The 17376-nt window shown below is 47.4% G+C and carries 20 protein-coding genes; 9 read left to right on the plus strand and 11 right to left on the minus strand.

Translation table 11 applies throughout. The annotated features are described in order from the left end of the window. Positions 1-491: 491 nt before the first annotated feature. Entirely contained in the window at positions 492-965 is a 474-nt protein-coding gene (locus tag RIG68_RS06265; RefSeq protein WP_350119993.1) for a hypothetical protein, read from the plus strand. A gap of 1029 nt (positions 966-1994) precedes the next feature. Here RIG68_RS06265 and RIG68_RS06270 read toward each other — a convergent pair. The 9 genes from RIG68_RS06270 to RIG68_RS06310 all read right to left on the minus strand — a co-directional run bounded on the left by RIG68_RS06270 (position 1995) and on the right by RIG68_RS06310 (position 8719). Beyond that, positions 1995-3293: an NAD(P)/FAD-dependent oxidoreductase gene (locus RIG68_RS06270; RefSeq protein WP_350119997.1), complete on the minus strand. Its 1299-nt coding sequence runs from the start codon at positions 3291-3293 to the stop codon at positions 1995-1997. Between the two features lie 64 nt (positions 3294-3357). After that, entirely contained in the window at positions 3358-3792 is a 435-nt protein-coding gene (locus RIG68_RS06275) for a carboxymuconolactone decarboxylase family protein (protein ID WP_350120000.1), read from the minus strand. Positions 3793-3859: 67 nt separating this feature from the next. After that, entirely contained in the window at positions 3860-4426 is a 567-nt protein-coding gene (locus tag RIG68_RS06280) for a Crp/Fnr family transcriptional regulator (RefSeq protein WP_350120003.1), read from the minus strand. Between the two features lie 115 nt (positions 4427-4541). Continuing rightward, on the minus strand, positions 4542-5024 hold the full coding sequence (locus RIG68_RS06285) for a GNAT family N-acetyltransferase (RefSeq protein ID WP_350120006.1): 483 nt from the start codon (positions 5022-5024) through the stop codon (positions 4542-4544). A 403-nt stretch (positions 5025-5427) separates the two neighbouring features. Continuing rightward, positions 5428-5715, minus strand: a complete 288-nt coding sequence (locus tag RIG68_RS06290; RefSeq protein ID WP_350120009.1) for a cupin domain-containing protein — start codon at positions 5713-5715, stop codon at positions 5428-5430. Then, a complete protein-coding gene (locus RIG68_RS06295; RefSeq protein ID WP_350120011.1) occupies positions 5712-6098 on the minus strand; it encodes a hypothetical protein in 387 nt (128 codons plus the stop codon). Before RIG68_RS06295 ends, RIG68_RS06290 begins: the two co-directional genes overlap by 4 nt. Then, positions 6095-6508, minus strand: a complete 414-nt coding sequence (locus RIG68_RS06300) for a hypothetical protein (RefSeq protein WP_350069142.1) — start codon at positions 6506-6508, stop codon at positions 6095-6097. The genes RIG68_RS06295 and RIG68_RS06300 overlap by 4 nt, the downstream gene beginning before the upstream one ends. A 542-nt stretch (positions 6509-7050) precedes the next feature. Further along, entirely contained in the window at positions 7051-8049 is a 999-nt protein-coding gene (locus RIG68_RS06305) for an NAD(P)-dependent alcohol dehydrogenase (protein ID WP_350120014.1), read from the minus strand. Positions 8050-8143: 94 nt separating this feature from the next. Further along, the gene (locus RIG68_RS06310; protein ID WP_350120017.1) at positions 8144-8719 is read right to left on the minus strand and encodes a Crp/Fnr family transcriptional regulator; all 576 of its coding nucleotides are present in this window, start codon (positions 8717-8719) and stop codon (positions 8144-8146) included. 419 nt (positions 8720-9138) lie between these two features. Between RIG68_RS06310 and RIG68_RS06315 the strand changes: the two genes are divergently transcribed. Together RIG68_RS06315 and RIG68_RS06320 are read left to right on the plus strand one after the other, a co-directional pair. Continuing rightward, complete coding sequence (locus RIG68_RS06315; RefSeq protein WP_350120020.1) at positions 9139-10038, plus strand: helix-turn-helix domain-containing protein; 900 nt, start codon at positions 9139-9141, stop codon at positions 10036-10038. 153 nt (positions 10039-10191) lie between these two features. Next, the gene (locus RIG68_RS06320; protein WP_350120023.1) at positions 10192-11214 is read left to right on the plus strand and encodes an aldo/keto reductase; all 1023 of its coding nucleotides are present in this window, start codon (positions 10192-10194) and stop codon (positions 11212-11214) included. A 173-nt stretch (positions 11215-11387) separates the two neighbouring features. Here RIG68_RS06320 and RIG68_RS06325 read toward each other — a convergent pair whose 3' ends face one another. Next, positions 11388-11735 (minus strand): hypothetical protein, encoded by a 348-nt coding sequence (locus RIG68_RS06325; RefSeq protein WP_350120026.1) that lies wholly within the window; start codon positions 11733-11735, stop codon positions 11388-11390. A gap of 246 nt (positions 11736-11981) precedes the next feature. Then, positions 11982-12458: a DinB family protein gene (locus RIG68_RS06330; RefSeq protein WP_350120029.1), complete on the minus strand. Its 477-nt coding sequence runs from the start codon at positions 12456-12458 to the stop codon at positions 11982-11984. Positions 12459-12625: 167 nt separating this feature from the next. On the opposite strand from RIG68_RS06330, the gene RIG68_RS06335 reads away from it, so the two are divergent. The 6 genes from RIG68_RS06335 to RIG68_RS06360 all read left to right on the plus strand — a co-directional run bounded on the left by RIG68_RS06335 (position 12626) and on the right by RIG68_RS06360 (position 17356). Beyond that, on the plus strand, positions 12626-13702 hold the full coding sequence (locus tag RIG68_RS06335; RefSeq protein ID WP_350120032.1) for a sensor histidine kinase: 1077 nt from the start codon (positions 12626-12628) through the stop codon (positions 13700-13702). Beyond that, complete coding sequence (locus RIG68_RS06340) at positions 13692-14405, plus strand: LytR/AlgR family response regulator transcription factor (protein WP_350120035.1); 714 nt, start codon at positions 13692-13694, stop codon at positions 14403-14405. The genes RIG68_RS06335 and RIG68_RS06340 overlap by 11 nt, the downstream gene beginning before the upstream one ends. A gap of 101 nt (positions 14406-14506) precedes the next feature. Then, positions 14507-15013 carry a ubiquitin family protein gene (locus tag RIG68_RS06345; RefSeq protein WP_350120038.1) on the plus strand — a complete coding sequence of 169 codons (507 nt, stop codon included), beginning with the start codon at positions 14507-14509 and terminating at the stop codon, positions 15011-15013. Between the two features lie 86 nt (positions 15014-15099). Next, on the plus strand, positions 15100-16236 hold the full coding sequence (locus RIG68_RS06350; protein ID WP_350120041.1) for a porin family protein: 1137 nt from the start codon (positions 15100-15102) through the stop codon (positions 16234-16236). A 64-nt stretch (positions 16237-16300) separates the two neighbouring features. Continuing rightward, a complete protein-coding gene (locus RIG68_RS06355) occupies positions 16301-16633 on the plus strand; it encodes a PadR family transcriptional regulator (protein ID WP_350069110.1) in 333 nt (110 codons plus the stop codon). Positions 16634-16636: 3 nt separating this feature from the next. Continuing rightward, on the plus strand, positions 16637-17356 hold the full coding sequence (locus RIG68_RS06360) for a M23 family metallopeptidase (protein ID WP_350120044.1): 720 nt from the start codon (positions 16637-16639) through the stop codon (positions 17354-17356). Positions 17357-17376: the final 20 nt, after the last annotated feature.

Consider the following 17376-nt stretch of genomic DNA (forward strand, 5'->3'; position numbering starts at 1 on the left):
TCAGTTCGCCGTCTCTATCCATCAGTTCTAAGGTAAAAGCATGATACTCAACCTCAGGCTGCTCGTCTGAGCCGATGTTAACTGAATACTCGCCTTCCCATTTGCCAGTTAGATTTGCCATTCCGTGAAATTACCGCCAACATCCGGCTACAGACCGGTCCATACTCCCATTATATATTCATTTCCCACTTTCCTTCCTCTTCATACCCCCTCCCACTCAAGAGCATCAACCAATCTACCAATAATCACCGATTTGGCGAAATCCTTCGTACTGCTCCTCTAACACTCACCTACATAATAGCACATACCATAGCTTTTTTCACATAACACAAAACTAGCCATAACTGACAAATTTCAGTTTTATACATATATATCATTATTCTGTCATACTATATGTTAGTACAAAAATTGAGTTAAAATATTTTGATTTACTGATAATATTCTTATTATTAAATCATATTTACCATCCATCCACTTAAAACATTCTTGATATGAGCATGGAAAATGTAGTGGCGGTGCAAATTCCGCCGGCCGAGCTAAAGAAGATGCAGGCCAAAGTAAAGGAGCTCAACGACCTGATTGGCCCCTACCTCATCAGCCTTACGGCCCAGCAGCGCAAAGAGGTGCTGGCCATGGGCGATTCGAGCGAGCCATTTGTGGCCAAATGCCTCGATTATGCAAAAAGTAACCCCGAGTTTTTGCCAGGATACAACAAGTTGGAAGATTTTGAGATCGACTACACGGCGGTAAAGGATTTAACCACACTGGTGAGGCCGCTGAATCAGCTCACTGCCAACCTGAACGACACCCACCTGATGAGTGGTGCGGAAGCTTACCGGGCTGCCCGCAACTACTATGAGTCGGTGAAGGTGGCCGCCAAAAACAATGCCCCGAGTGCCAAGGTGATTTCGGAAGACCTCGGCAAGCGCTTTGCCGGTCAGGGCAAAAAGGCCAAAGCGGCGTAAAAGGTCGCAACAACCCAGCATCCGGATAAAGGGCAGCTCATCAGCAGCCCTTTTCTTGTTTTTAGGGGTGGTGGGTGGTCGGTTCAGTGGTGGTAAAGGAATAGGTGAGCGCATACTCAGGAGGTTTATACTGCACGAAAATGCTGTGCAACACCGCAATTGTCGTCATTCCGGAAAAGAAGGCCCCAAATTCCAAAAGGGGCTTTCTTTATCCCAGGCGGGCAGCCCGGAATCTCAAATGTTTCTCAACGGAGATTCCGCCGACGTGGAACGGATAATTTTCTTCAGACAAGGGAAGAAGTCTGAAGAAAATTTCCGGAATGACGACGATCCGTGGCATGGATGCCGTTCTTTCTACGAAACTACCTTTTCTATCTAACTCCTTCCCCTATCTAGTTCACCGTCTGGTGTATCTAAGTCAAAATCTTTTGGAACTTGTTCACTTGCCGTGGTAGTTGGTTCAACATCATCCGGTAATGGTTACCCGGCAGGCCGTTCTGCTTCCCTTTATATCCTATCTCAGTACCCATATTGCCGAGGCAGTTCACTGGCATGAGTAACTAGTTCAGTGCTGTTGGTTTCTGATTCACTCTTTTTCCGTTCTGGTTCAGAAATTTTGTAACCGATATACGGAATTTTGGATGTTAGTTAGGGATTTTTGCATGTTACATACCGAATTCTGGATATCACATACGGAATTTTGCATATGACATAGGAAATTTTGGATGTTGGTTACAGATTTTTGGATGTTATATACCGAATTCTGGATATCACATACGGAATTTTGCATATAACATAGGGATTTTCGGGTATCACATACGGAATTTTGGATATCACATAGGAAATTTTGGATGTTACATACGAATTTTCGGGTTTGACATAGGAAAATTCGGATGTTAGAGAACATCTTTCAAGCATGTGAAGACACATGCCTTAACCGTTTGTGCTTGTATCTTCATACCCCATCCGAAGCTTCCTCCGAACTTTCTGGCCGTCATTGTTAGCCTTTACCGATTACACCACCAGGCACTAAGCATTCTGCATTGCTTCGGCCGATTCGTTGCTCTCTTTTCTTTCGCTTGGCTTAAAGATCATTCGGAAGATCTGGTCTTTGTAAATGTAGTAGCCCAGCCAGTTCAACAGCGTGGTCATCTTGTTCTTGAAGTTTACCAGCCCCATGATGTGCACAAAAATCCATATCAACCAGGCGGCAAACCCGCTGACGAAAACTTTCTGCCCCGGGAAGTCCAGCACTGCCTTGTTGCGCCCTATAATCGCCAGTGAGCCCTTGTCTACGTACCGGAAAGGGCGCCACGAAGCTTTTTCACGGTTCAGGTTATCGGCCAGGTTGCGGGCTTGCTGCATGGCGGGCTGCGCCAGCTGCGGGTGCCCCTGAGGATAGGCCTTGTCGGTCTGTATGATAGCACAGTCGCCCAGTGCATAAATGTTGCCGTAGCCCTGCACAAGGTTGTAGGCATTGGTTTTCAGCCTGCCACCACGACCTGTGCTTTCGGGGTAGAAACCATCAAACTGCCTCGCTTTCACCCCTGCAGCCCAAATCAGGTTTTTCGTTGCAATGGCTGAGCCATCGGACAGGTACACCGTGTCGGCCACAAAGTCGGCCACAAAGGTGTTGAGCAGCACTTCAACCCCCAGCTGACGCAGTTTTTTATGGGTATATTTCTGGGCATTGCCCGACATGGTCGCCAGCACTGCCTCGTTGCCGTCAATGAGAAAAATGTCTCCAAGGTCTTCCTCAGCCAGCTCAGGGTAGTCTTTCTTCAGAATGGTCGCCCGCATTTCAGCCAGTATGCCCGAAAGCTCCACGCCCGTGGGCCCGGCACCGGCAATCACAAAGCTCAGGAGCTTTTTGCGTTCCGCCCGGTCGTCGAGCCGGGTGGCCTTGTCCAGCCTCAGCAAAATGGTGTTGCGCAACGACAGCGCATCGCTGATGGTTTTCATGGGCAGGCTGTTTTGCTCGATATTTTTGTTGCCAAAAAAATTGGCTTCTGTGCCCGTGGCCATCACCAGTATATCGTAGTGCAGGGTGCCGTCCTTCAGCACAATCGTGTTGGTTTCCGGCACCACCCTTACCAACTCGCCCAGGCGAAACCTAACGTTCTTTTTGTTTTGCAGGATTTTCCGGAACGGGTAACTAATAGCCGACGGCTCCATAAACCCCGTGGACACCTGATAGATCAATGGCGGGAAAAAGTTGTAGTTGTTCGCATCCACCAGGGTGATCCGGTAGTGCTCATTGTTCCCCATTTTTTTAACAAACTCCAAACCAGCGAAGCCGCCACCTACCACGATAATTTCCTTTTTCATTTCTCCCTCCTTTTCAAATTGAATCACTCATTGCGCCATTTAATGGAGGCGCTGTGCCCCATGTTCAAAAGGGTTTGTTGGTACTCACCGCAATCCTGTTCCAGGCGTTGATCACTGTTACTGTCATGATAATTTGTGCCAAATAGCGGTCTCCAAACAGACCAATGGCCTTTGCGTAGGTTTCGGGGGTTAACCCTTGCCTGTGAACCAGCGTCACCTCCTCAGTCACCTGAAGAAGTACTCGTTCTTCTTCCGTAAAAAGGGTGGTTTCCCTCCATGCATTCAACAAAAAGAGCCGCTGTGGGGTTTCGCCCTGTTTGAGAGCTTCTTTGGTGTGCATGTCAATGCAAAAGGCGCACCCATTCACCTGCGAAGCCCTCACCTTGATCAGTGCCTGATGGGTGCTTGTGAGTCCGGCGTTGGCCACAAGCTGACTTAGATGATACAATGCCTTGTAAGCCTCCGGCTCAAGCGCATCTATTTGGATTCTTTGTTCCATAAATTGCCTCGTGTTTTAAACTTGAAACAAATTTATGGGACTGGGTAACCAAAAAAGTTAAACCAGTTTAAGAAGCGAGCCTGTTCCTGATTTCACTCAAATATTCCGGCGTAAAGCCCAGGTAGGAGGCTACCAGATATTGGGGCACCCTTTGGTTGAACTCGGGAAAAGCTTCGCTAAAATGGATATACAACTGCTCTCTGGTGTACTGCCTGAAAAACTTCACCCTTAGCTGAGCGGCAGCGGCGGCCGACTGGTAAACATGCCTGAAATACTTCTCCATTACAGGGTGGTTTTCCAGCAAGGTGTCTGCTTCGGGCTTGGAGATCGTCAGGACTTTCGATGGTTCCACTGCCTGAATGCAGAATTCGGAATTTGTTTGCCGCTGGAAGGAAAACAGATCGGTAAGCCACCAGTTTTCTATGGCAAATTGGGTGGTTTGCTCAGCACCATTCTCCGCTACAAAAAACATGCGCAGGCACCCTTTCACAACAAAGTAATTGTGCCGGCAAATGGTATTTACTTCGTGTAAAACCTGCTTCTTTTTAACGTCTATGAGCTCAAAGTATTGGCTTATTTCGTCATACTCATCGTCGGTAAGCTCAACGAACTTCGAAATGTGCTGCTTCATCATAGGTGCGTGATTTTGAAATAAAATATCGTGAGTTCGATATAAGAATATAGCAAAGCGTAAGGTTTAATTTCATTCGTGTGAATTTATACGCAGCTACCTGGCGGCAGGTGCTCTTTCACAGCTCTTTTGTTAAAACAATCATGTCTCTGCATTCAATGCCGTTCTCAATAATTGGTTCGTCATAGTTCTCTTTAAAAAAGTCCCGCTCTATGCCGGTTATTCTAAACCCTACTTTTTGATAGAGATACAGCTGCCCAACGCTTGAGTTGCCGGTTCCGATGATGATTTTCTTCAGTCCTTTCAGTTTTGCTTTCTCAACGGCGTCATTCAACAATATCGTCCCGATTCCTTTTCCCTGAAAGCTTTCGTCCACCGCAATATTCTTGATTTCAACAGTTTCGTGGTCAATGCCAAAGAGAGCGTAACACCCAATGGTTCGCCCCTTCAAATCAGCTTTGTACACAATGGAGTCAAAAATATATTTATCGATAGCGTGTTTTGAAGGATCGGCAATTAACAAAAGGTCGTAAGGGAGGGCATCTGTTTTCTCAAGTGCCGTGATGACAAGGTCATTTGCTGCAATTGGCTTCTCTTTCATATATGCCCGGTGTCAGTATATTTTTCAAGTTACCACCAGTTTACCTGCAAAAAAAGTGCAGCATCCGCCACCGTGGCTCGTATCTTAACCTTGAGTGTGTTTGCGGTTGTGTGTTTTGGGATGGGTCTTCGCACCCCGTCCAAAATCGTCTCCGGAATTCGGGTACTAACAAACAGACTCAAGGCATGTGAAGACACATGCCATAACGTGGCTGGTAAAATTGGCCGGTGCGTATTATGTGTCAGGGGTAGTGTCTTCACCGTTTGGGGGTTGTGTCTTCACAACCCGCCTCAAAACCCAGTGAACACAAGCGCCGCTAGATTCCCGCTTAGCCTTTTCGCTTGGCTTTCTCGCATAGCAAAAATGGCCAACCAAAACGAGCGGGTGCAGCACCCAGTTGACATCACTTGATCAGTAGCAAGCTGCTTTTATGCTTCGCATTTATCCAATGTTTGATTTGTGGTTCAATATTGACATAGTCACCAGCTGTCAACGGCACTTTAACCCCTTCCTCATTTTCAAAAACCACCTCGCCAGTCAGGCAAAGCAACAATGCCGGCACTTTTGAAACATGTTCCTTTAATTGCTCTCCTGCTAATATTTGCATGGAGACGGCACTACCTTCCGGCGATTTAAATAACGCAGCTGTGGAAACTGCTTTTGTGTCCTGATGCAGATCTTTAATGTTCATTTTCTTTTGTTAATGGTGAAATAAGCGAACAGCGCAAATGTTAATGTCAGGGCAATTCTGAATACCATTGCACCAACAGTTTTGGCCTCGTGAATACCGCCCGATTGGATATAAAACAGGAAGCCAATAAATGTGGCGGTCAATACGGCCGCCGAAAGCCCCAGGGTTTTATACGTCCAGTTTTTTGAGGCTAGCAGGCCATAAACAGCAATAAGATAAAGGAAGCTGCTGATGAAATTTGACCAGACAACGAACAACACATAGTTCCCTTCTTTTGCTCTGATGCCAAATAAATCGAAGATGACTGAGGTACTTAAAAAGAGTGTCAACAAACCAAAAGCTGCCAATACGGCACTTACCAGGTAATGGATGACCTTTTTCATGATGGCGCTAGCGATTTCATGTTGAGAAAAGCCAAACCAAGCCAAACTACCGACGCCGTCATGGCGATGGCCCCTACCAATACTAAAGCAGGTGGCAAGCCAAAATACACTTCGGACAGAATGCCAATAGGCATCAGCAAGCCTGTTAAAGCCAGCCAGGAAACGGCTTTCACATTTTTCAGGTTGTCGCCAAAGCGCAGCAGTAAGTAGCCAATAAGGATATTTAGAAATGCGAACAAGTTGCCATGCACGTGTGCCAGGCGGGTTTCAAAATGTTTGCCAATACTGTAAGAGTTGACCCACTCCTCTTTCCCCGGAGCAAAGTCCCGGAGATAAATCAACAGAAAACCATAGGCCATGAAGAAGCCCATTGTCAAAAAACCTATTGCGATGTTGTTTTTGCCGTTCATGATGCTCTTTTCTGAATTAATGTTTCAGAAAAGTACCTCTATCAGGCTTGATATAGAATGACAAACGTCATGCTTCCAATATGATAAACACTTCACCACTGAGTCGGCGCAACGAGCTGGCCTGAAGGCAATACCGAGCGAGGTGTTCACGCAGCAAGGCTTGGTGGAACATCTCCATCAAGGTCTTCGGGCAGGAAAACCCCTGCTTCGACAACAAAAACTGGGAAGGAAAACTGCTTAATCGAAGAGTAGGCATCATCTTCTGGCCGATTGTTTTTTGGGAGAATCCTTAAAGTACATGTGCCCTCTCGAGATCAGCGTCATACTTGCCTGCCGCAACGAAGTGTAGGCGTGGTCGATTGCGGTTCCTAAGGCAGCTATCGGGAGAGCGAGCCGACGTGGAAGTTGTGTCTTCAGTTTCGGGTTGTGTCTTAACAACCCGTCCGAAATTTTGGAGTTGCATCTCCACACCCCGCCCAAATCTCCTCCGGGTTTTCGGGGTGCTGGTGAGTAATGACAGCACCTTTTACAGCCTTTTCTGCTTAACCTCCCGTGTCGCCACCACAAACCACCACCGCCACGTTGCCCACCTTGCGCCCCGAGGCCACATAGGTATGCGCCTCAGCGATGTCAGCCAACGGAAAGCTCCTGTCGACCACCGGCCTGTAATGCCCTTGCTCAGCCAGCCCTTTCAGAAAGACCAGATCCTCCTTTTTCCAATAAAAGTTTGACGACGCTATCACTACCTTTTTTCGCTTGAAAACGGAGCTGTACATGGCCGCCAGCATGTGCCGCAGGCCAAACTCGGTCAGCAGGTACTTTCCGTTTGGGCTCAGCAGGCTCATGCACTCCTTCATGGCTGTTTTGCCTACGGTGTCAAACACTATATCATACCGCTTGTCGGTGTCAGTGAAATCTTCTTTGGTGTAGTCAATCACCTCATCAGCGCCAATCGACTTCACCAGCGCAAGGTTTTTGGTGCTGCACACCCCCGTTACATGGGCGCCGAAGTACTTCGCCAGCTGAACGGCGGCAGTGCCCACCGAGCCCGACGCACCGTAAATGAGCACCCGGTGGCCTTTTTCTATTTTGCCCTTTTTCTTCAAATACACCAGCGCCGACAGTGGGCCGTTCACCATGGTAGCCGCCTCAGCGAATGATAGGTTTTGAGGCTTCAAATGCATCAAAGCACTTTCAGGCAGGCATTTGTATTCGGCATAGGCACCAAAGCTGAGGCCTGTGTAGCCAAACACCTGGTCGTTTATCTGATAGTTTTTCACCTTGCTGCCGATGGACTCCACTACCCCCGAAAATTCGATACCCAGCACTGGTTGCTTTGGTTTTCTGAACCCAAACATCAGGCCCACCGGCAGCTTCAGCAGCGGCGGGTGATCGAAGGCTCTCATCTTAGGGTCTTCAGCTGTTACCGAGGTAGCAAATATTTTAACGAGTACTTCATCGCTTTTGGGCACGGGCTTGTCCACCTCAGCCATTTGCAACTCTTCAGGTTTCCCGTACTTTTTGAATACTACTGCTTTCATGCGAATGGTTATTTTATTTTGAAAGCCACCTGCTCCGGGGCCTTTTCAAAATAACGGGATCCGACAACGCAGGAATTTGACTTAAGTCAAATAATCACTCAAACGAAACCTTTGCCCTGATGCGGGACAATGTCTCGAGCGAAACGTTCAGATAAGAGGCGATAATGGTAACGGGAAGGAATTGCACGATCTGAGGCTCCTTTTCGAGTAGCTTCAGGTAGCGCTGGGAGGCGTCGAGGGTTTGAAACTCCCTGAGCCGTTGTTCAAACCAAACGGCGTAGTACTCGATAAACATTTTGTCGAGCATCATTACCTCGGGGTAGGTGTTTTTCACTTTGCCAAAGCGGCCGTAGTCAATAATAGTCACCTCCAGCGCTGTTAAGGCCTCCACATACACATCGCCTGGCTTTTGCATAATGTAGCTGTCGAGCGACACGGCCACGTCGTCGTGAAAGTAGATCTCGGTCGTGATCTCCTTATGGTTGTGGAGATAAAACTTCCTCGCTATACCCTCTTTGATCAGCAAGTGAGCAGTGCATACCTGTCCGGGACGTAGCAAGTGAGCCCCTTTTGAGAATTTCTTATCGACAAACACTTTCTCTAATTCGGCGTGGATCTCAAGATCGAGCTTATAGGATAAGTCTTTGATCCGTTTGATGTATGGGTTCATTTATCGCTCTCGGGTTTTATCAAAATGACATAGCAACCGAATATACGGAATCTCCTCTGGTTTGTGTTTTGTGTTTTTGAGGCTTTCGAAGTAGGAAAGAACCTTAAAAACGTAGCAACACTGTTGCCATGGCTCGTTTCTTCACGAGCGACTTCTTATGTTGGGCGTTACCTAGGAAAATGTAAGATGAGCGTGTTGTTGGTTCGTGGGACACGACCCAAGGCGGAGGATAAGTCTTTAATCCGTTTTATGTATGGGTTCATTTGTTGCTCTCCGGTTTGATCAAAATGGCGTGGCTAACGAATATACGGAATCTCCTCTGGTTTGTGTTTTGGCTTTTCGGGGTTTTCGGCGAAGAAAGGTATGTTCAAATTCCATCGCACTCGCACAATCTTATTTGAATTCTATAACTTTACATCATGGACAAACCGCTCACCCTCGAGGAACTCTACCGGAAGAAACTCCGCCGCCAACCTGAGAGCATTCAGGGCGGTGTCGGGCAGTTCAATGTGTTCAACTATCAGGACTTTATTGGCCCCGACCCCAAGCCGGTGCCCTATAGCAGGCGGGAGTACTATAAGATCAGCTTTCTGACAGGCAACACCAGGTACTTCTATGCCGACAAGACAGTAGAGGTGAAAAACGCAGCACTGGTTTTTGCCAACCCCATGATCCCCTACAACTGGGAGCGCCTGAGTGAAAACCAGTCGGGGCACTTTTGTGTATTTACCGAGGAGTTTTTCGCCAACTTCGGGGCCATCAGAGACTACCCTATCTTTCAGCCGGGCAGCACGCCCATTTACGAGGTGGATCCGGATGACATAGAAGAGATCAACAGGTTTTACATGCAAATGACGGAAGAAATCAACTCTGATTATGCGTATAAGTATGATCTCATCAAAACACTGGTGATCCAGCTGATACACAAAGCCATCAAACTCAAGCCGGCTGAGGCCTCTCTCTACTCACATTCTACTGCCAACGACAGGATCTCCTCCCTTTTCTCCGAATTGCTTGAACGCCAGTTTCCGATTGAGTCGCCTGTGCAGCGAATGAAGCTAAGAACCCCAAACGATTTTGCCAACAACCTCTCGGTGCACATCAATCACCTGAACCGGGCTTTGAAAACCACCATGGGGCAAACCACTTCGCAGCTGATCTCCAGCCGCATTATGCAGGAGGCCAGAATTTTGCTCAGGCATACCAACTGGCAAATTTCGGAGATTGGCTATTGCCTGGGGTTTGAGGAGCCGTCGCATTTTATCTCGTTCTTTAAGAAAGCAGAGAACGTTACTCCCCGACTCTACCGCACGCAATAGCAATTGTTTGATTTTTGATATTTTTTGATTGAAGCGGGCTATAGCCAACCGGCCTGCTCTGCCCACCTTTGCAACGCTGCTGAACACAACACAACACAACCACGGTGGTTGCCAACGCAGAGAAAACAAACAGTTTAAAACAAAAACATTATTATGAACTACAACTATATCGGCGATACCGGACTAAAGGTATCGGAGTTATGTTTTGGCACCATGACCTTTGGTGGCCAGGATGCGGGCATGTGGAGCAAGATAGGCCAGCTCCAGCAAAAAGAGGTGAACGACATGCTTGGTGCTGTCATTGAGTCGGGCATCAATTTTATCGACACGGCCAATGTGTATTCCTTTGGGCAGTCGGAGCAGTTGCTGGGTCAGGGGTTAAAGGATATTGTAGCAAAAAGAGATGAGGTAGTGATTGCCACCAAGGTGCTGGGGCCTATGGGCTCGCAGCCCAACAATGTGGGCCTTTCCCGCTACCATATATTCAATTCGGTAGAGGCCAGCCTGCAACGACTACAGGTAGACCACATCGACCTGCTGTATGTGCACGGCGTTGATCCAAGAACATCCATTGAAGAGATAGTAAGGTCACTGAACGACGTGGTAGACAGTGGGAAGGTGCGTTACATCGCCATTTGCAACTGGCCTGCGTGGATGGTGGCCAAAGCACAAGCGGTGGCTCACTACAATGGCTGGCACAAGTTCATCGGCCTCCAGTACCATTACTCAGCTACCACCAGGGACATTGAGCACGAGCTGGTGCCCATGGCAGCGGATCACAAGCTGGCGATCTTTCCATGGAGTCCGCTGGCAGGTGGCTTCCTCTCCGGCAAATACACCAGAGAAGGCAGCAGTGATACCAACGGAAGAAGGGCCAACTTTGACTTCCCTCCTATCGATAAAGAAAAGGCCTATGATTTGGTGGAGGTAATGGGCGGCATTGCGAAAGTACATGACGTGTCCACGGCACAAATAGCCCTGGCATGGGTGCGTCATCAGCCCGGCATCACCAGCACCATTATTGGCGCCAAAACACAGGAGCAGCTAAAAGCCAATATCGACTCCACCGAAATAGTGTTAACGGCCGATGACCTGGCTCAAATAGAGGCGGTCAGTCCGCTGGCATCGCAGTATCCGGGTTGGATGGTGGAGCGGCAAGGTGAGTACAGGAAGTAGAAGCAAGGAAAGACTTACCGGCGTTTCGCACAGAGAAGATAAGGGCCGCCAATGTTTGGCGGCCTTCTGTGTTTTTATTAAGCTAATCGTTCGAATTAGTGGTTTTGATTGTTTTGCTTTTTTACTCGTGTGAAAACAAACTACCGATGCTGCAAGTGAGCTACCGGCACCTTCTATTTGGGCTCAAGAGTCATGACGTAGTCATAGCTTTCGTTCAAATACTTTGCTAAATTGTCAAGATCACCCAGCATCACTTCGGGAATTAATACATAGCCATGCATGATCGAGTTATATGACTTGAAGACACTGGAATCGAATTCTTCCATGTACTTTTTCTGCACTTCTTTCGAAAAGCGGATGCCGATTTCACCAGCTTTGTTGAGTAACGAAAACATGTATCCATTAGCCGAGGTGTAAGGCATTGTTTTACCCTTTCTTTCAAATCTTGGGCATTTGGAGACTAGCTCCTCGTAGGTTTTTAATCGCTCCTCCCAAATGGTTTGGTTTTTCTGCTTATTCATCAGCTTGTGCCCTTTCTGTTTAACCCTAATTGACGACCGCCTTTTACCAATATACCAAAAGGTAGTAATGATTCCGATCATCCGACTGCATTGGCCCGCTTATCAGGCACTTCTTTTGCCTCTATTTGACACAAAAAAGCCCCCACCAAGCCTAAAAGGTCGGTATAGGGCAGTGTTTACAAACGAGCCAGGGCAATGGGCTACTCAAAATACAGCAAAGCCCGGCGGCAACTTTCAGCAAATATCTTACTCATGGTTCTCTACTGTCAGTTTCTTAATCAAAGAAATCTGCCCCAGGTGGTAGTAGCAGTGCTCGATTACCCCTTCCATATTGCGCCAGTAGGTGCCATACTTTTCGTCTACGAAAGCTTCGTCCAACTTCCCATCGGGCATTTTGCCCAAATGTTCCACAAATTTTTCAGCGTTCTCCAGGAAGTCCTCAACCAGGCGTTTCCAATCAGCTTCCGATGTTATAGGTGGCAGATCAAAGCTGTATTTGTCCCGAATTTCGAGGCCGCCACCTCCAAACACATTCAGTATCCCAGCTAAATAGTAGTTGACATGATAAGTGAGCTGGGCAATGGTGTTGAGGTCGCCCACTTTTTGTATGGCCTGCTGCCATGTCACGTTTTCTATTTGCTCCTTGTAGTTGGTGTTCGCCACCCAGCGTCCATCCAGCAATACTTCACGCAGTCTGTTTGCGGTAAATTCACTTCTTTTCATTGCATAAGCTTTTGTTCAACATCTCATAACGAAGCAGTGGCCAAATTTAAGTCGTATCCCCTATTTCGTCAATCAGGCTGGCAGAGCCTTATCAGTAATTCCACTTAAAATCTTACACCGACGCAACCATTTCTACAAAATCCGTTAAACGAGGCATATAACACATTATGCGTCGACTGGCACCCAATTTACTTGATGTTAACAACCGGATATATGCCCACCTGCTGTTTTGGGTGGCGTACTATTTCTACCGGGTGTACATGTATATCGAGTACTATGAGTACTCTCCCATTACCCAATTTGTAGAGCTCCCTGTAAAAGTAGCCGTTGTTTACGTGCATATGTACTTCCTTATGCCTAAGCTGCTAAGCCACCGAAAGTATTTTTACTATGGCATCAGCTTGATCTGCCTTGTTTTTGTGGCCACCGTGCTGCAATCGGAGGTGATCAGGGGAATGATAGCTTCGGGCATTTATCGTTTCAACCCCGACTTGCTCTACGCTCCCCGCAAGTTCAGCTCAACGGCCAGCCACATCACCATGATCCTTTTCGTGACCTCGGCCATCAAAATACTGAAAGACCAATACCTGCAGCAGCAAAAGCTCCAACAGGTAGAGCAGCAACGTCTTCGCAATGAGCTCACCTTCCTGAAGACGCAAATCAATCCGCACTTCTTTTTCAATACCCTCAACAACCTCTATTCGCTGGTATTGAACAAGTCGGACAAAGCAGCCGATGCCATTCTGAAGCTCTCCTCGCTGATGGAATATGTGATTTACGAGTCGGATAGAAAGAAGGTAAGCCTGCAATCGGAGGTGAAACACCTGCACGACTACGTGGAGCTGGAAAAGCTCAGGTTTGGTACCGAGCTAAAGCTGGAGATGGTGCTGCCGGAAGAGGTTGCTGGATATGATATTCCACCAATGTTGCTCATCCCGCTGGTAGAAAACTGTTTTAAACACGGAAAACCAGATGGAAACGGCCTCTTTACGATCAACATCGAAGCAACTATAAAAGGGAAGTACCTTTCCTTTAGCACTTACAACACCAAAGTATCCCACCCCATCGAAAGGGGAAAAGCCACCTCGCACTATGGGGTAGGCCTACAAAATGTGATGCGCCGAATCGAGCTGATATATGGAAAAAGAGCCAATTTTAAGCTCAAAGAGCTCCCCGAGAGCTTTTCACTAACGGTGCAGTTGCCATTGGAAGACCAAAGAAAGGAGGCTGCTCTTGAAGCTTAGCTGCCTGATAGTGGACGATGAGCCGTTGGCCATTGAGGTCATCCACAACTACGTGGAACGACTCGACAATCTTGAGCTTGTCGCCAAATGTCGCCACGTGGCCGAGGCCAATACCTGGCTGAAAAGTACGTCAGTCGATGTGGTGTTTCTCGACATCAAAATGCCGGAAGTTACCGGCCTTGAGTTTGCCAGAACGCTGGGGAAAACGCCAATGATTGTTTTCACCACTGCTTCCCGGGATCTGGCCGTGCAGAGTTATGACACCCATGCCATAGACTACCTGATCAAGCCGATTAGCTTCGAGAAGTTTCTCAAGGCAGTGAACAAGGCCTTCGACAGAAAAAGGGAGCTCGACCTGCTGGGCGGCTCAATGCAACACAAGACGCTGCTTGTCAAAGCCGAAAATAAGACCTTCAGGATTGACGCTGGTGACATTCATTTTGTGGAAAGCATCCGTGACCACGTAGTTTTCCATTTGGCAGATGGGGCCTCTGTTGTGTCTTACACCTCCGTAACTGCCATTGAAAAGGACTTACCGGAGTTGGACTTCATACGAATCCACCGTTCCTACCTTGTGGCCATCCGGCACACCAAAGCCTTTAGCAATTCCCACATCGAACTACCCAACACTACCCTGCCCATTGGCCGCACCTACAAAGAAGAGGTCCTGCGGCGGCTGACCCTGCACGACATCCGTTGGTAGGGTGAAACTTGTCGTTCTTCAGTGGAAACCCACTCTTCAAAGGTGCGCTGAAGCAAATACTCCCCTCCCACGTTCAATGAGTATGGTCAACTCAGAACAACATGAACTGGATTTTTTCATCTTTAGCCGCAGCACTCATATGTAGCAGCGCAGCAGGCCGCCAACTTAGTATTTACTCAACAGGCTTCGGTGATAGAGCAGAGCAAATCATCGAACAAGCCAGGCTTTATGCCGATGAGCTAAACATTGCATCCGGGCAACCGCTCATCGTTATGGTGATGCTTTCCGACAAGCTGCCGGACAATATCAGCGGCATGATGGTGCACGGCGAAAATGAGGTGCTGGAAATGCGAAACGTAATGATCAAGCTCAATGCAGCACTGCCTGCCGACGACCTGAGCCGGGCGCTGGCCCACGAAATGGTGCATGTGGCGCAATACGCACGTGGAGATTTGATGCGGATAAACAACACCATGTTTCGCTGGCAGGGGCAGCTGATATTTGATTCGGCAAACATCCCCTACCGGCAGCGGAAATGGGAAAAGGAGGCTTTTGCCAAAGAAGAAGAATTGAGAAAGGCTTACAAAAAACTAATCTCTCGCCAATAGAAGCCTATTAACCGGAAATGACATTTTTTTTGGTTGTTAGATGTGATGTGACATAGGTATATTCAGCGTTTAGTTGTTAATATACCATGTCACAATCACTGAAACCTATCCTGGCGCTATTGCTGCTCGCACTTCCTTACATGCTCACCGCTCAAAAGGAGGCTTACCTGAAAACAAAAGACATCCTCTATTACGGTGCCATTCACGGCCTCGAAAAGCCGGACCCCAACAAAGTGACCTTCGAGTTTAACAACGGCAATAAGAAAGATTTTACGCCGGAAGAAGCCCTCGAATTTGGCCTCGCCGATGGCAGGAAGTGGGTAGCCAGAGACCATAACAACAAAAGGCAATTTTTCGAAGAGCTGGAAGATGGAAAGGTATCGTTGCTTCTTCAGGAGCAGGGCAAAAGCAAATCCTACCTACTTGAAAAAGATGGGGAAATAATTGCCCTGGATGAAGAAAATGGCTCCGATAATTACTATAAAGACGTGCTTTCAACGCAATTGGAAGACTGCTACCTGACCGAGAAGACGATTCGGCTGGCCAAATACAAGTCGGCCAACCTTACATATTTCATTTCACAGTACAATGACTGTGTGCACAAGCCCTTCCCTAAGTTCAGGGTAGGCCCGGCCGTCGGCGTCCGAATGTACCAGAACGTGATTGAAAGCAAATTCTTTCCTAATGTTCCCGAAGAGCACATCGCTCCGTCAATTGGCGCTTATATTGAACTGCCGCTTTCCTATAGGCCTCAAATTTTCTTAGTCACCCAGCTAACTGTAGCCCATTATTCATTTAGTACCCAAAACCAGTTCAGCAATATTGAAACTGGTATCACCTCTCAAAACACTCACTACCTCAAACACACCGACCTCGACATCCCGCTGATGTTGAAGTACCGGTTTCCCTACTATAAAATCTCACCCTATATCCAGGCTGGTCCGGCCTTTCAAATGGGCCTTTCTACCAAAGCTTACTCTCTTACTGACCGTTACCAATTCCTCAATGGACAAAACACCCTTATTGAGGAAGATGGTTATGTCGCCTCCGGGGCGCTCAACAACAAATACTTCGGGGCTGTGGGTGGAGTAGGCGTTGAAATCCCCATCAATCCTTATATCACTTCTGTCGTAGGTGTCAACTACTCTGTCTACACGGCCGATGTAAACACGGGAAGCAACAAGAAAACCTACCCTGAGTTCTTTGTAGCCATTACTTTTTAGCCAATACCTAATTTTCTTAGGCATTCACTTGACAATACATAAGACTTCTACATATATTTGTCTTATGTATTCGAAAGAACTATTAAAAGGAACACTTCAAACCATCGTTTTGAAGCTGCTCGCTGAAAACGGCAGGATGTATGGTTACGAAATCACTCAAAAAGTGAAGGAGCAAACCGAAGGTAAAATACAACTTACCGAAGGTGCTTTATATCCTGCTTTGCACAAACTGGAAGCCGAGGGGCTGCTGGTTACCGAAACCGTCAATATTGGCAAACGTATCAGGAAGTATTACTCCCTGACACCGAAAGGCGACGTACAAACTGCCAGCAAGCTGGAGGAATTTTCCAGCTTTATCAGCACGATGCAATTTTTATTGAACCCTAAAACCTCTTAAGTCATGAGAGAACTCACAGAAACACAAATCAAAAATGTGGAGCAGGCAATTGCTGCTCAGTGTGGCAACACCATCCTTGGCAACGAGCTGCTTGATCATACTTGCTGCGCCATTGAAGCATACATGGAGGAGGGGCATTCATTTGACCTCGCTATGAGTATTGCCATCAGCACATTTGGCACCAACGAAATGAAAAAAGTAAGCAAGCAGGTGAAGAGAACTCGCCGGTATTATCAGTTGAAGAAACAGCCCCTGGGGTGGATCACGCCCATAATGGCCATAGGTCTGCTCTTCATTGTGGTGAATGTGGGTGCTAAAGACCGCCCAGATAGAAAGCCTACGATTGACGATTTTCGCATAAGTTCAGGTTTTGGAATGCGACGTGATCCTATTTTTGATGTTCAAAAAATGCACATAGGTATCGATATTGTAACACCCACAGGCACTGCCATCGTTGCTACAGCAAATGGAGTAGTTGAAGAAGTAATTTATGAGATGAATGGATACGGAAACATGGTCAAGCTGAAGCATGAAGAAGGCTATCAGACAGTATATGCCCAGCTTTCTGAAGCCAAAGTGAAAGTGGGCGATAAAGTAGAAAAAGGTCAAGTCATCGCATTGTCAGGAAACTCTGGAAGATCCACAGCCCCGCACCTCCATTACGAGGTGATACACAACGGAAAAAGAGTAGACCCGTCACGATACTTCGGAGAAGCAAAATAAGCCGCATATTCTTCACTGAT

This window comes from Imperialibacter sp. (assembly GCF_040222385.1).
GTDB lineage: Bacteria > Bacteroidota > Bacteroidia > Cytophagales > Cyclobacteriaceae > Imperialibacter.